The organism is Acinetobacter calcoaceticus, assembly GCF_051947995.1.
In the GTDB taxonomy this organism is placed as follows: Bacteria; Pseudomonadota; Gammaproteobacteria; order Pseudomonadales; family Moraxellaceae; genus Acinetobacter.
In genome coordinates this window covers 527,983-543,404 of the sequence record NZ_JBLVVH010000001.1, presented here as the reverse complement: position 1 = coordinate 543,404, position 15,422 = coordinate 527,983, and the positions used below count along the sequence as shown (strand labels likewise).

General features: G+C 40.3%; 15 protein-coding genes. 9 read left to right on the top strand and 6 right to left on the bottom strand.

Features of this window, described 5'->3' with window-relative positions:
- Positions 1 to 13: 13 nt before the first annotated feature.
- Complete coding sequence (locus ACNQO6_RS02610; protein ID WP_005229148.1) at positions 14 to 508, bottom strand: chalcone isomerase family protein; 495 nt, start codon at positions 506 to 508, stop codon at positions 14 to 16.
- Positions 509 to 601: 93 nt separating this feature from the next.
- A complete protein-coding gene (locus ACNQO6_RS02605) occupies positions 602 to 1,171 on the bottom strand; it encodes a nuclear transport factor 2 family protein (protein ID WP_440208015.1) in 570 nt (189 codons plus the stop codon).
- A 247-nt stretch (positions 1,172 to 1,418) separates the two neighbouring features.
- Between ACNQO6_RS02605 and ACNQO6_RS02600 the strand changes: the two genes are divergently transcribed.
- Complete coding sequence (locus ACNQO6_RS02600; protein WP_440208014.1) at positions 1,419 to 1,757, top strand: hypothetical protein; 339 nt, start codon at positions 1,419 to 1,421, stop codon at positions 1,755 to 1,757.
- Positions 1,758 to 2,705: 948 nt separating this feature from the next.
- Here ACNQO6_RS02600 and ACNQO6_RS02595 read toward each other — a convergent pair.
- The gene (locus ACNQO6_RS02595; RefSeq protein WP_440208013.1) at positions 2,706 to 4,217 is read right to left on the bottom strand and encodes a hypothetical protein; all 1,512 of its coding nucleotides are present in this window, start codon (positions 4,215 to 4,217) and stop codon (positions 2,706 to 2,708) included.
- Between the two features lie 352 nt (positions 4,218 to 4,569).
- Complete coding sequence (locus tag ACNQO6_RS02590; protein WP_440208072.1) at positions 4,570 to 5,097, bottom strand: GNAT family N-acetyltransferase; 528 nt, start codon at positions 5,095 to 5,097, stop codon at positions 4,570 to 4,572.
- 168 nt (positions 5,098 to 5,265) lie between these two features.
- Here ACNQO6_RS02590 and ACNQO6_RS02585 point away from each other — a divergent pair, with 168 nt between their 5' ends.
- The gene (locus ACNQO6_RS02585; RefSeq protein ID WP_440208012.1) at positions 5,266 to 6,627 is read left to right on the top strand and encodes a PQQ-dependent sugar dehydrogenase; all 1,362 of its coding nucleotides are present in this window, start codon (positions 5,266 to 5,268) and stop codon (positions 6,625 to 6,627) included.
- Between the two features lie 150 nt (positions 6,628 to 6,777).
- Positions 6,778 to 7,218, top strand: coding sequence for a hypothetical protein (locus ACNQO6_RS02580; RefSeq protein ID WP_440208011.1), 441 nt, complete (start codon positions 6,778 to 6,780; stop codon positions 7,216 to 7,218).
- 156 nt (positions 7,219 to 7,374) lie between these two features.
- Here the strand turns inward: ACNQO6_RS02580 and ACNQO6_RS02575 are convergent, their stop codons facing one another.
- Entirely contained in the window at positions 7,375 to 7,902 is a 528-nt protein-coding gene (locus ACNQO6_RS02575; protein ID WP_440208010.1) for a MarR family winged helix-turn-helix transcriptional regulator, read from the bottom strand.
- Positions 7,903 to 7,930: 28 nt separating this feature from the next.
- Positions 7,931 to 8,968, bottom strand: a complete 1,038-nt coding sequence (locus ACNQO6_RS02570; protein ID WP_440208009.1) for a 2,5-dihydroxypyridine 5,6-dioxygenase — start codon at positions 8,966 to 8,968, stop codon at positions 7,931 to 7,933.
- Positions 8,969 to 9,199: 231 nt separating this feature from the next.
- Between ACNQO6_RS02570 and ACNQO6_RS02565 the strand changes: the two genes are divergently transcribed.
- From ACNQO6_RS02565 to ACNQO6_RS02540, 6 genes are all read left to right on the top strand, one after another.
- Complete coding sequence (locus ACNQO6_RS02565) at positions 9,200 to 10,342, top strand: FAD-dependent oxidoreductase (RefSeq protein ID WP_440208008.1); 1,143 nt, start codon at positions 9,200 to 9,202, stop codon at positions 10,340 to 10,342.
- A complete protein-coding gene (locus ACNQO6_RS02560) occupies positions 10,339 to 11,145 on the top strand; it encodes an alpha/beta fold hydrolase (RefSeq protein WP_440208007.1) in 807 nt (268 codons plus the stop codon). Before ACNQO6_RS02565 ends, ACNQO6_RS02560 begins: the two co-directional genes overlap by 4 nt.
- Before the next feature lie 12 nt (positions 11,146 to 11,157).
- Entirely contained in the window at positions 11,158 to 11,916 is a 759-nt protein-coding gene (locus ACNQO6_RS02555; protein WP_440208006.1) for a maleate cis-trans isomerase family protein, read from the top strand.
- Between the two features lie 9 nt (positions 11,917 to 11,925).
- Entirely contained in the window at positions 11,926 to 12,570 is a 645-nt protein-coding gene (locus ACNQO6_RS02550; protein ID WP_440208005.1) for an N-carbamoylsarcosine amidohydrolase, read from the top strand.
- Positions 12,571 to 12,744: 174 nt separating this feature from the next.
- Complete coding sequence (locus ACNQO6_RS02545) at positions 12,745 to 14,073, top strand: MFS transporter (protein ID WP_440208004.1); 1,329 nt, start codon at positions 12,745 to 12,747, stop codon at positions 14,071 to 14,073.
- Positions 14,074 to 14,130: 57 nt separating this feature from the next.
- The gene (locus ACNQO6_RS02540; RefSeq protein WP_440208003.1) at positions 14,131 to 15,321 is read left to right on the top strand and encodes a hypothetical protein; all 1,191 of its coding nucleotides are present in this window, start codon (positions 14,131 to 14,133) and stop codon (positions 15,319 to 15,321) included.
- Positions 15,322 to 15,422 lie beyond the last annotated feature (101 nt).

The window sequence follows — 15,422 nt, the reverse complement described above, 5'->3', positions numbered from 1 at the left end:
ATTTATATTCAAGTTATTGATGAAGTAATTGTTGTTTCAATTTAGCATTAAATGGTGAATCACCAAACCAAATTTTAAAATATTGATTTGCCTGAGGATTAGTGATCGAACCTAATTTTTTTTGATTTAAACGCAGGCTCAGGGTACTGCTGGATTGCGTATAATTCAATGAATAAAGATCTCCCTTTTTGACGGGCTGGTACAGCATTGTAATTTGATTTAATACGGATTGATCTGAAAAATTGGCCACATTCTTTCTTAGAAAGTAAGTGGCCGCTTTTTTGAATGCCCATTCAGGAATATCCCGTTGATAGAAAAAATCTAAACGAATATTTTGAGTTTCCCAGTTTTGCTGACAATCATCGGCATAATAGCTTACCGAACCGACCTTTTTTGCTGTGACCAGTAGGGGAGCCGTTTGACATAGTTGCGTATTTGCATGAACCTGGCTTAAAGATGCGATAAAACAGAAGAGGCCGAGTCCAGCTTTTGTTAAGTGATTATGCATTTCCAACCTCAACGATTTCTAGGCTATATATTTCATATTCAACAGACTTAAGTTTGTATAATTATGTGCTACTACATTTTATTTATTTGATTTTTAAGGTTTCTTAAAGGGTAAAAGTAAAGCGTAAGCATTCCCGACATAAGGTAAAGATCGGAACAAGCCATTCGCGGGGTCCCAATAATCTTGTTGAAAGACAATTAAACCCTTGTCATCGATCTTAATTTGACTAATACCATAAGAAGACATGGTTTTTTTACGTCCCAACATTTTGAAGTCATATACCATATGCCAATGGATATAGGCAGAATCTTGTCGGTACGTTGCACTTATTAATGTGACAGAGACATTGCTGACATGTTCGTTCATTCCTTCGAAATGTTTGATCAATTCTTTTTTGGTAGAGAACTGCGACAGCGTATCATTAATGTACAGATGATCTGCATAGAGTTGGCTGGCATTTTCGATAAAAGCAACCGAACCCATGGTATTGAATGCTGATACAAAACGTCGACCGATAAGCTGGGCTTGCTCATCATTTAATTCAACGCCTGAAATTTCTTTATTGGCCTTATCATAGTCAGCGCTGTAACTGGGTAAGCTTTTACAGGCAGCCAAGGATAATAGGGTCAGTGTGGATACGGTTACGGCTCTTAGAAATTTCATATTCACAAACCTTTTCATTTTTTTATAGCTTAAAATCTGAAGTGTGAATATGTTGTGAAATATGCGTGGTTGTGCATTAGGTTCATTCATGCAGCAAATCATAATATTTATCTAGGTAGGAGTGAGGGCTACCCACCGAAATGTGTAAGCTTGCATATGTGCCGTTACACTATGTATAACTTACTGGCTTCTCTCATAACATTGTTTCAGTATAGAACCAGATACTCGAATTAATAGGACAATGATCATGGCATTGAAGCATCGTATATTTTTAAAATATCTTTCTGTTTTCGGTTTCATAGCAAGTTCAGTTATCACAAGTGTGACTTTTGCCAGCTCGGAGCAAGCATGGAACAAACATGATCAGGAAATCAAAGCGGCGTGTATAAAAGCCAGTCAACTTAAAAATGCCAAGGCAGTGAGCAACGTCATATTGTTTGATGATCGTGTTGGATATTCTGCACTGTTGATTCAAGGGAAATATCCTCAGGTACATATGAAAAACAAAATTGGTCAAGAACTTTGTTTATGGAATAAGACTTCAAAGAAAGCTTATTTAGGTGAAGCAAACATAAAAGTAGGTTAAACACATAAAGGAAAATTGGAGAAATGTAGGGTGTTGTATAAATAAAACAATGCTTTATTTGTAGAATTTAACTAATGGCATCTCTACCAATGTTTTTTAAAAAACAGGCACCTAATTAGGTGCCTGTTTGCTTTAACAGGTTTTTGATAATTTTAATCTTTTTTAGTTTCCCCATCTCTATCTTGTTCTTGTCATCGTGTATCTTCTAGGTTCCATTCATCAACATTATGGTTGTATACGTGTGTCGAGCATTGTAAGCAGGATGCTGATGAATACCGCAAGTTTGGATTGTAGTAAGCAGTCTGTTATGTCGTCGTTTCTCATCAAAGAAAGATTCTCCGGTTTCAGCACAAATCAGCAAATATTGACTTTGGATGTTTAGATTCTTTTTATCGACCCTAGAATTAAATAAAGATCACCTATTCAGGATTTATATCAGTTTTTAAGTTTTTAATAAAATCAGTAGATTAGATAAAAATGATATTTGTTTTATATCCTTAATTATAAGGTGTAACTTTAAGTTTTAACCACAATCTGGCATGAAATGATGAATGGTGGAGATTAGTGTCAATTGTTCATTAATTTACCGTGTTACTTTTATTTAAGTTCTCTCTGAGCGGTTTGCTTGAGTTATTAATTTTACTGGTAAATTATATGGAGTTTGAAATGCGAAGTTTTATTTTAATTGTATTAATCGCTTTATCCAGTACTGGATGCGCTACTGCATCAAAGGTTGATCCGGAACTTGATAATATTGCTCATCTCATTTAATTAAACTGAGAATCAGCTTTAAGTTGAAATTTTATTGCATTTGGTTGTTGAAGTTCATCATAAATATAAAAGACATAAAGTCATCAAAAAGAGAGTCTCTATCAACTCTCTTTTTAAGTTTGGTTATTTACCAAAGGAATAAAACCAACAAGCTATTTATTTTCTATTAAGAAAAAACTAAAACTTCTCTCTTACCCAGCCATAAGCCGCAGCAAAGGGGAGTGCAGTTCTCGCTAGATAAGGGACATGCCACAAACCGCCATGATTGGCATTTTCCATAATCAGCTCTAAAGGATGTTCGAGCTGTGTTTCAGGATTGGTCGCACTCTCTGGATTATTTAAATCATGTACCCACAGCGCTGCCATAATCGCATTTGTGGTTTCAGGACTAAAAGTTTCGACCTTAAACAGATCAGCCCCTGAAAAAGCCGCTTTCAGGATCGGATTCTTCACGACCGAATGGGTGGTGGTAGAGGGCGCAATATTGATCACCGTTTTTTGACCACGCGCGCGGCTACAAATGGCAAACCACTGTTGCAGGCGTTTCGCGAGGGCATAGTTAGGTCCTTGCTCAATCACCATACAATCGGAAATACCATATTTTTGGCCATTATCCGACTCAATCAACTGCTCAATATTCGACTTAAAAAAATGTTTTAAGGAAATATTGTGAATCGATTTGGTCAGTAACTTTTCAAGCAGTGGACGCTGTTGTATTTTTTGCTGGATCGACTGTACAACCGATTGCGGAATGGCATAAATATCGGTGGGCGTTAACATGAACATGATACTGCTATCAGTTTTTTGACGACTCACCTGTTCCATGATGCTGATCATGGCGATTGAAACACGCACATGTTTTTCACCATCCAGATATGCAATCCCAGCCAGATCCAGGCTTTGCTCAAATGTAGTTAACCAGTTCGCTATCTCTGGTGTTTGAGTCAGGAGATTTGCACCGAGCTGCTTTTCACCATTTTCCAAGGTCATTTGTGGTGCGATAAGCGTGGCATTGCCTTGTTGAATGGTGCTGGTAATTTTTTGCCAGATTTTAGGATTCGGTAAATCAATCGCGACAATATTGGCACGCCATTTTGCTAACCAGCTTAAAGGCCCGGCTTCTGAGGCTGCACCGAAGAGCACCATGGTACGTGAGGACAAGTCAAACCACTCGGGATGAGCCTGTAACAGGCGTAGGGCTTTGGCATGACTAGGTTCGATAATGTGTTGCTGTTCCCAGCAGTCAATCTGCTTGAGTAAGGCTTGGCCTTGCAGTTTTTGCCCTTTAAAGGGAATAAACCAGGGTTCAATACTAGGATCGCCTGTTCCTTTGAGCACATAGCTTTCAAAAGGCTGGTCTTTAAAATCGGTCATGGCCTGTTCTAAAGCAATTTGCTGACCAGCACGATGAAAATTAAATGAATTTTTCGCAGTATCCAGCCCGTGTTGCGCAATCCGTAGAGGATGTTGAACAGAACGAATACCTGTTTTCACCAGTTCTTCAAAATAAACCGGATATTTCTTTCTCCAGTTCTTTTCGGCTGTTAATTCAGAGGCATAGGGAGAATCAACACTTTTCAGTGCGGCGTATAAGATGTTCTTGGCGGTCGCTGTCGTACTGGGCTTGTTTTTGCCAGATTGAATCGGAAATTGTATTCCATCCATATTTGACGATGATTTATTACTCAATGCGTTGCTCCAATCTACTGAATGCTAAAATTCAAAAAAGTAGAGGGACTCTTTGTCTCATCCATATTTATGTTTCCAGCATAAGTCGAAATGATGAAATTAAAAATAGCGGAAAATAGGGCAATTCATCACGATTTTGGAACAGTATAAAATGGAGAAAAAAGACCAGATCACACATTAAAAATAGTAATTACAGGGGTTTAGATGCAGGATTTGACTTAATTCTGTTTGACCCCGATAGGTAAAATGTTACTTTGGACATGCTACAAACACTTTTAATTGCCCCTTTAGAATAAAATATACAGTGTAAATGAGCATTACGTTCATGCAGGACATGAGTGCTCGAATGCCCTTAAATCTTGCACAGCAAATGAATATCTTCAGGCTCGAGTTGCCATAGCTGCTGATCGGGTTTATCCAATACTTCTGCGCCATGTTTTAGATAAAAATCAACGGTTCGTTTGCTAGGCGTGGCCGAAATATACAGCTCGTTTCCACCCAGTTCTATTGCAGCATTTTTTGCTGCTTGCATGAGTTGCGCACCTATGCCTTGGCCTTGCTGATCGGCATCGACATAAAAGTAGTGTAGAAGTCTGGCCTCGGGATAATCTTGAATGCGTTGATTCGAGACCACGCAAATGCCGACCAATTTTCCTTGCGGATTAAAAGCTCCGATGAATGCGGCATGCTCATGGTAGAGCTGTTTTAATTTCGGCGGATCATTTTCTAGATGGTAAGCATCCCAATGCTGCACATCATAAAAGCAGTCGACCAGTTGTAATGTCTGTTGTTTGACATAATTCTGGGTGATCAGTTCTCGCCGATTGATCTGTTGCCAGATCAAGTCAATTTCTGAATATTGAAGCGCTTTTAGAATAATATTGATGTGATTTTCCTTCTCTCTGTGTTTTTTCATATTTTAACCGCTCACGTATGCTTTAAACAGTTTATTTACATTAGAGACAATCTGTTAATCAAATCAGCTATACCTCACTTATAGATCCACTTATGCTGTTTGTAGTCATTAAAATAACAAGGAAAATTCCTGATGTTTTTACGGTTGATCTTCTCCCTGACTGGAACCGGTCTGATTTTGATGTTTTCAGGCTGCACACCGTCTTCTCAATATCCGATTAGCGAGAGTTTTGGTCCACATCCGGTTTTACCAAAACCTCAATCCAGCCTGATCCCGACGGTCAATATTGCACCGGCGAAGGGCTGGCCGAAAGGTAAAATGCCCACTACGGTTGAAGGGCTGAAAGTTCAGGCTTTTGCCAGTGGACTGGATCATCCAAGATGGCTGTATGTATTGCCAAATGGCGATGTGCTGGTGGCTGAAACCGATGCGCCATCTAAACCGGAAGACAGCAAGGGCATTCGTGGCAAAATCATGAAAATGGTGATGAAACGTGCTGGTTCATCATTACCCAGTGCCAACCGAATTCGCTTATTACGGGACACCAATGGCGATGGCATTGCAGATCAGAATACGGTTTTTCTACAGAATTTGAATTCTCCCTTTGGCATGGCCTTAGTGGGGGATATGCTCTATGTGGCCAATACCGATGCGCTGATGCGTTATCCCTATCAGGAGGATGCCACCCAAATCACGGCGAAGGGCACCAAGGTGCTGGATTTACCCGCCGGTCAGTTCAATCATCACTGGACGAAAAATGTGATTGCCAATCCAGAAGGAAGTAAACTCTATATCACGGTCGGCTCGAATAGTAATGCTGGTGAGAATGGTCTGGATCAGGAACAGGGACGGGCACAGATTCTGGAATATGATATTGCTACTGCCAAAGTTAGGCCTTATGCAACCGGACTGCGTAATCCGAATGGCATGGGTTGGCAACCACAGGGCGGGCAACTCTGGACAGTGGTCAATGAACGGGATGAACTCGGCAGTGACTTGGTTCCAGATTATATGACCTCAGTCAAAGATGGGGCGTTTTATGGTTGGCCATATAGCTATTATGGCCAACATGTGGATAAACGGGTCAAGCCTCAAAATCCTGAGCTAGTGAAGCGGGCGCTTAAACCTGACTATGCCTTGGGTAACCATACCGCATCTTTGGGTTTGGCATTCTATGCAACCGAGCTTATGCCGCAGTATCGCGGCGGTGCATTCATTGGACAGCATGGTTCTTGGAACCGAAAGCCCCATAGTGGATACAAAGTGGTTTTTGTGCCTTTCCGAAATGGACAGCCTTCTGGTCCATCACAAGATGTGCTGACGGGTTTCTTAAGCGAGAAAGGTGAAGCTTATGGCCGTCCAGTAGGGGTCGCAATTGATTTTTCTGGCGCGCTTTTAGTGGCTGATGATGTGGGCAATACAATCTGGCGCGTCTCACCGATTGCACAAACCACTTATGAAAGTCCAACGCAAAAGTATCGGCAGAAAAATTAGATTGATGATTTAAATTTTATTTGGCGCTATCTAATCTGTCGTTATTCATATAAAGTTTATATAAAATACATCTTCATTGTAAAAGATTACAAATCTACTAAACTTTTGGTTCCATACTCAGTGGGACATAACAACACCAAGGATAGCGTCATGCCACAGTATTTGCGTATCGCTGATAATATTTACAGGCATTTTGAAGAGGAGAAAAAGTTTCATGCTCCGCTGCAAGATTGCCTAAACTTCATTGTTAAACAGTTACGTGAAGAACTTAAAGATACGGATTTAAAATTATTGTATAACTATATCGATTTCGTGGAAGGTTTTCAGGATAGGCCGACCAAAGACCATATTTGTATTGATGTCAGTTTGGTCCCCAACTATAAAAATAAAGATGAGTTTGTGTTGTGGTTAGCAGGGTTTATTGAACGTATCACAGAAGGTGGGGTAAAGAGACTGCCACCCATCCATGAAGAAATACCGGCAGAGTTTACATTTGAACATGACCTGAGCATTATTCTGGATCAGTTGAAAACCAGTTCTGCTGAACAGATCAAATCCTATTTTGAAAGTGATGAATTTAAGAATGGTTAGTGGTTAATGATTGATTATGAAAAGCTCATTTTAAATGGGCTTTTTTATATTGCGCAGTAATGTTGAACAGATTGCTTTGGTTTCTATGCATACAATTGGAAAACCTTTAATAAAAAATCTATGGCCCTAAACGGTAGGGCATAATTTTTTCTCTGTTTATTTTTTTATTGGCTCTAAAATTTTTTGCAGTAAAAATTTTAAAGCAATCCGTTCAGCTGGATTGAGTCCTTCCAGTGTTAAATCCGTGATTGTTTCCGCGATAGGAATGGCCTGTTGGAGCTGTTCTTTTCCTTGTTCTGTTATATGAATCAGTACCTTACGTTTGTCGAGTTGATCTGGGTCCTGAGAAATAAGCCCTTTATCCTTTAAGCGTTGAATAATACCGCGAATGGTTGCCTGATCGATACCAGTATCATCGACTAATTCTTTTTGAGAGCATTCTTTTAATTTATTTACTGAATATAGGGTGGCAAATTGTACCGATGTTAGCTGGGTTTCATCGAGACGCTGCTGAAAAATGGCGAGATGATGATAATACACACGGCGCAGCAAGTAACCTACTTGATCTTCAATGATGTATTTATGCTCAATTTTGTTCATTGTTTTGTTGACCCGAATCAGAAAGGGTATTGAAATTAAAAAAGTAATTTGATTATAAGCGTTATTGCATAAAATAACGACCATGGCGAGTGGTCGTTATTTAGATAGATAGCTAAACTAAATCGACGGGTGTACCTTGGTCAACAACAATAAGTTCATCTAATTTAACCGTACAATGTCTAAGTGGTATATCCAGATGGCAAGGGGTTTTCCTGCTACCACCGACCTCAGTATTTGGGCCTGTGGAAAAAAGGAAGTTTCCATTAAATGCCCGTGCATCCATACACATCCCATCATTTTTGTCATGTAGTCCCATGGCTGTCCATTGTGCTCTGGGTTGTAGACCCCAGCCAATATGAGAGATGCCATAAACCTCTGGGTCATTGAAATACTTCATGTAATCACGTAAATATTCAGCTTCAAAGCCACCATGAATTTTGGTAATAAAACCCTTTTCAACTTCCAGTGTCACCTTTTCTCTGACATAGTTTTTAAAAGGCAACAGAATATCACCTACATCTAAAACCAAGGTTCCTTCTGCAGTATTTTCATTCGGCCATGTAAACAAGAAGCCACTTGGCCAATGATCCCAACGACCTGGTTGGTCTGCAAAACCGTATTCAGTAACTGCTGGGTATTGTCCTAAAGGAGCATAAAAATCTGTCCCCGCTTTTGAAGTTACATGCATACTTTTGGCCTGTTTGAGATATTTCTCCGCCGTTTCTACACGCTGTTTATCCGCCAGTGTCGGTAAAATTCTGGCTAGAACTTCGGGGGGCTCAACCGCAAGTAAAATTCGTGTGCCCGTTTTTAAAATTTGTTCTTGTTCTGGTGAGTGTAACAACATCATGGTATCGATGATCAAGTCTACAGACTCCAGGGCACGCTGAGCTGCCAAGTTCCCAGTCAGTGCTGTATCACCACAATAGGCAGTCATATCATTACCCATGGCTTTCGGATGGTTGAAAGCAGGTAGCTCCAAAATAAAGACTTTGGCTTTTAAGCGACAGGCTGCCTCTAAAGCGGACTGTACGGTTTGTGGATGGGAATAATGACTTTTCAGGATAGCGATACTTTGCGTTTCGTCCACTTTGGAGAGTTGTAAAACATGCTCAAACATTTGGGTTAATTCAGTCGCGTTGACAGGCATAACGCATCCTCCTTGATTGATTAAATATTGTTTAATTAAAGAGTACACACTTTAATTTTAATAGTAAAATAATTTTTATAAAATAATTAAAATATTTTTTTATTAATAAAAACAGTGGATTGATTGGGATTTTTAATAATTTTAAAAATTTTAAAATTAAAGTGTATAGACTTTAATTTTTCACTGCGGTATATCTAATGGCCAGGAAATATTTGTTTGATGGAGTAAGCAATGAACAAGGTTAAAAAGATTGCAGTAATTGGTGCTGGTTTAGGTGGTGCATCGATGGGAATACTGTTGCAGAAAGCTGGTTTTGATGTAGATGTATATGAACAGGCTTCAGTATTTTCACGTTTAGGTGCGGGTATTCATATCGGTCCAAATATTATGAAAATTTTTCGTGAAATGGGGCTGGAAAAAGATTTAGAAGAAATGGGGTGTCATCCAGAACAATGGATTAGTCGTAATGGCAACACCGCTGAGGTCATTGCTGAAGCTCCGTTAACAGGATATGGTGCGGCCTACCTCACCATCCACCGTGGTGATATGCATGCTCGGCAGATTCAGGAATTACAACAAGATAAACTGCATTTTGGAAAGCGGTTAGTTGGCGTCGAACAGCATGCGGATGCGGTAACACTGCGCTTTGATGATGGCACAGTGACACAAGCGGATATTGTGATTGGAGCAGATGGGATCAACTCCAAGATCCGTGAAACAATTTTAGGTATAGAAGCGCCTTTATATAGTGGCTGGGTGGCACATCGGGCCATTATTTCTGGTGAAAAGCTAGCCAAACTGAAAGAACAGTTCGAGCTGGATGATTGTGTGAAGTGGTGGTATGAAGATCGGCATATTATGGCTTACTGCACGACCAAGGCACGGGATGAGTATTATTTTGTAACGGGTGTGCCACATCCAGCCTGGGATTTCCAAGGTAAAAGTTTTGTGCCTTGTGATAAAGCTGAGCTATACGAAACATTTAAGGATTTTCACCCTTCCATTACAGCAATGATTGACGCCAGTGACGATGTTACCAAATGGCCACTCAATAATCGTAATCCGTTGCCAATCTGGAGCCATGGGCGTTTGGTACTGTTGGGCGATGCCTGCCATCCAATGAAACCGCATATGGCACAAGGTGCAGGGATGGCGATCGAAGACGCAGCCATGTTAACGCGTTGTCTAGTACAGGAAGGTCTGGAAAATTATCAACAGGCTTTCAATTTATATGAACAAAATCGTAAAGAACGTGCCAGTCAGGTACAAAAAGTGTCCAATGCCAATACCTTTCTGAAAACTCAGGAAGATCCATCTTGGGTGTATGGCTATGACGTATATGCGCAACCTCTGCATGTGGAGGTTCCAGCATGAGCAGATTCTGCTATGGCGGTAATGTGACAGTAAATTCGGTTCGATTGCATTATCTGCGCTATGGGGGGGCGGGACATCCCTTGGTTTTAATTCCGGGCATTACTAGTCCTGCCATTACCTGGGGTTTTGTGGCAGAAAAACTGGCTGAATATTTTGATGTCTATGTTCTGGATGTGCGTGGACGTGGTCTATCTTCATCGGGTGATCATCTGCAATATGATACTGAAACCTGTGCTCAAGATATTCTGGGCTTGGTCGAGCAACTTGAAATAGATCAATATTATTTGGTGGGGCATTCAATGGGAGCACGTTTTGTGATTCGTTGTGCTGCCTGGCAACCACCGGGGCTGAAAAAGATTGTATTGATCGACCCGCCTGTTTCTGGTCCGAACCGTCGTGCTTATCCAAGCCAATTGGCCTGGTATGTCGACTCCATCCAGCAATCCATCATTGGTATGAGTGCTGAGGAAATGAAGCTGTTTTGCCCCACCTGGTCATTCGAACAGCGTCAATTACGCGCCGAATGGCTACATACCTGTTACCTGCCTGCAATTGTCAAAGCATTTAATGATTTTCATGATTTTGATATTCATCAATATATTTCCAGTATTTCGGTACCTGTCCTGCTCATGGTTGCAGGTAAAGGAGGTGTCATTCTGGATGAGGACATTCAGGAAATTCAGCATTTGAATCCAAATATTATGATCAGTCAGGTTGCAAATGCGGGGCATATGATCCCTTGGGATGATGAACAGGGTTTCTATCAAGGATTTAAAGACTTTTTAGGTCATTCGATTATTTAAGGAAGAGCACGCATGGAAAAGATTTATAAAATTGGACAAATTGTACCGAGCTCAAACACGACCATGGAAACTGAAATTCCAGCCATGTTAAAAGCACGCCAGTTGATACGACCTGAAAAATTTACCTTTCATTCCAGTCGCATGCGCATGAAGCATGTCAAAAAAGAAGAACTGGCTGCGATGGATGCACAATCAGACCGTTGTGCACTAGAGCTTTCCGATGCCCGAGTGGATGTGTTGGGTTATGCATGTCTGGTCGCGATCATGTCGATGGGTATTGGTTACCATCGTGACTCAGAAAAGCGCTTACATCAAGTTACTGTAGACAATGACGCTGCAGCACCGATTGTCACCAGTGCCGGTGCCTTGGTGGAAGGTTTGAAAGTGATGAAAGCCAAGAAAATTGTTGTGGTTACACCTTATATGAAACCTTTGACTGAGTTGGTTGTTAATTACATCAAGGCAGAAGGATTTGAGGTGCTGGATTATGTGGCTTTGGAGATTGCAGACAATATTGCGGTGGCTCAGCATGATCCTGCTAATTTGCCTGACATTGTCCAAAAACTCAATTATCAGGATGCTGATGTCATCGTTTTGTCAGCCTGTGTACAGATGCAATCTTTACCCGCAGTGGCAAAAGTTGAGGCACTGACTGGTAAACCTGTGATTTCTGCAGCGATTGCAACAACCTATCAAATGTTAAAAGCATTGGATCTTGAGCCTATCGCACCTGGCGCAGGCGCTTTACTGTCGGGTGCGTATAGCAAATAGGAGAAAATGATGTCACAGCAAAATTTGCAGGCTAATTATCAAGGGGTATGGGGCAATCGCATCGGTTTTGGTAAAAAACCTGTATTGTTACTGGTTGATTTTATGCAGTCCTATACCACAGCGTCGGAGCCCTTATACGCACCTGATGTCATCAAAGCTGTCGAAGAAACCCAGCAGGTTTTAAGGCTGGCGCGGGAACAGGATATTCTGGTGATCCATACTAATATTTTATATCAGTTAAATAACCAGCTTGATGGTGGCATGTGGGTGAAAAAATCTCCGGTCATGGCCGCGATGGTCAGTACCAATCCAGTCACACAATTTTGTCCTCAAGTGGCACCGCTTAAATCAGAACTGGTAATAACAAAAAATTATGCGAGCGCATTTTTTGGCACCAGTCTGGCTTCAGTATTGAATGCTCAAGATATTGATACTGTTGTGATTGTGGGATGCTCAACCAGTGGTTGTGTCAGGGCAACTGCAGTCGATGCCGTGCAATATGGTTTTAGGACGATTGTCATTCGCGATTGTGTCGGCGACCGGCATCAAGCCCCACATGAGGCCAATCTGTTTGATATCGATAGTAAGTATGGAGATGTCGTATCGAAGCAGGACGCACTGGATTATTTTAAAAAAATTACGGTCAAGAAATAAATACGCTGCAATGAATAATATTTTGATTGAGATTACAAACCTAGGAAGGATACAGTGCAAATTTTAAATACGGTCAGCAGTATAATGAAAATATAAACTATTAATTTTACTGTAAATTTGATCAACGCATTGTGTTGGTATGGAACTTGGTTTGTTATCTAAAAGGAGTTAGATATGTCTGCCAATGTTATTGTTTCAAAAACAATAGGAAAAGAACGCTTTAGCGAACAGGATGTACAGGTTTATAAAAAAGTCATTTGGAAAATTATTCCCTTTCTATGCTTTTGTTATATCGCGGCTTACCTGGATCGAATCAATGTAGGATTAGCAAAACTACATATGTTGAGTGATATTCATTTAAGTGAAGCCGCTTTTGGATTGGGAGCGGGGCTTTTTTTTGTCGGTTATATCATCTTTGAAGTACCCAGTAATCTCATTATGGAAAAAGTGGGGGCGAAAGTATGGATTGCCCGGATTATGATTACTTGGGGGATATTGTCTGGTTTGACTATGTTCGTATCCACGCCCATGCAATTCTATGTGCTTCGGTTTTTGCTTGGCGCAGCAGAAGCCGGCTTTCTACCTGGTGTTTTATATTATTTAACCACTTGGTTTCCGACGTATTACCGTGGAAAAATTATTGCCTTGTTTTTAACGGGATTGCCCTTGGCTGTTATTATTGGCAGCCCATTGTCAGGCTGGATTATGCGTTCGTTTGATTCGGTTCATGGTCTTGCTGGATGGCAATGGTTATTCTTGCTGGAAGCGATCCCCAGTGTATTACTAGGTGTTTTAACTTTCATTGTTTTACCAAATCATTATTCAAAAGCCAAATGGCTCAACAATAAAGAAAAAAATCTTATAGAAATAAATTTAAAGAAAGATTTGGATGGGAATGCTTCTGCAAAAGAAAAGCAGAGTTTTAAAGATGGTTTTTTTAACCTGAATATCTTGAAGCTAGGGGCGATTAACTTTTCTATGTTGCTCTGTACTTATTCAATGGGGTTTTGGCTACCGACCTTTATTAAAAATACCGGTATGGATGATCTGTTACATATCGGCTTCTTGGTTGCAATTCCTAGCATCATAGGTCTGATTGCCATGCTTTTGATTGGCCGTAGTTCGGATAAACATCGTGAGCGCCGTTGGCATCTGGTGATCCCCTTTATTTTTGGTTCAATTGCCTTATTTTTAACACATTACTTCAATGGCAATATTTTGATGACGGTCATGTTGTTTTCAGTTGCAGCAATTGCGACTACCGGAACCATTCCTGTGTTCTTTAGCTTGCCTGCCACATTTTTATCAGGAACTGCGGCTGCTACAGGTTTTGCATTAGCCTGTTCTATCGCAAATCTGGCAGGGCTGGTGAGTAATACCTTGGTGGGTTATGCAATTCAGATTACAGGCAAACCGGAAGGAGCGTTGATGGTTTTCGCAGGGTTCTTACTGCTGAGTTGCCTGATTGTCTTATCCTTACCTAAAACTTTAGTGAATAAATAAACTTATTATTCTAGCGGGCAAATAATGGTGCTTGGTTATTTGCTTGAGGGGAAACTCATGTCCAAAAAACGTTATTTAAGTATATTGATTTGCGGTTCAGTTGCTATGCATGTTTATGCACTAGAAGAAAATTCACCCTTTAAATGGCAAGCTGCAGATGGATTAAAGTCATTTGAAGTCGGTGGGTTTATCCGGGCCAATTATCGTGATGAGCATTGGGAGAGTGACAATAATGGTAAATTTCTTTTTGATAATGCACGTTTAAATCTTAAAGGGAAATATGATCAGTTTTATCTGGATACAAGTTATGCTTTTCAGGATGATCATAAACGTTCGATTGAACATGCTTTTATCGGCTATAAACCTAATGCAGATAATGAGATTCAAGCGGGTATTATTTATAAGCCTTTTGCAATTTACCCATTTCCAGAACATGCCTGGACTTTTCAGATTCCATTTTTTCTTGGTTTTGCCGACAGTGTTGCACCAGGGATAAGCTGGAAACATGGTGCTGATCCTTATGAACTAACATTTGCCTATATGCCTGTGATGAGTAGCGGGCATATCCGTTATGCCCCAGAAGCGGGTTCAGCAGATGACTTGGATTATGTTTTACCTGCCCAACAACAATATTTGAATGAAAAACGTAATCAAGTGAATATCAGATTGGCAAAAAAAATCAATACAGCATTTGGAAAGCAGGAGTTTGGTTTCAGTAGCGCCTATTCACAACTGCATAATAAAAAAACGGATCGAGATGGTCATTATTATGCGCTTGGATTGCATGCATTGAATCATTATAACAATTGGGATTTTCAGACCTCGCTCATACATTATCAATATGATGCAAAGAATCCTCAGGGAATAGATGACGATAAAATCCTGATGCAGTCAAATGGTCTCACACCTGCCTATTTTATTGCTTCTGAAGGGACCATCGGTATATTTAACATGGGATATACACAGCCAGTTAGCAGTAAATATTTTCCAAATTTAAAGTCTGTAAAATTCTACAATGACTATAGTGTTTTAAAGAAAGGCAGGTCTGATTGGGCTGATTCGCAGATGGATACGTTTGGAGTACAGTTTAACGCAATGCCATTTTTGATTTGGGTCGATGGTAGTGTAGGGAAAAATGTGAATGTTCTCGGAGGAGCTAAAAATGCGACAGGCTATACCTCTACAAATTCGGACTACAGCAATGAATGGAAGTTTAGATGGAATATTAATATTGGCTATAATTTTTAAAAAGATAAAAATCAGATAGACAGTTATGTATGGTTTGTGTGACGTATTATGTATTTATAAGATAAAGCGTGATATAAATAGCGCATTAACGATAAGCTTCT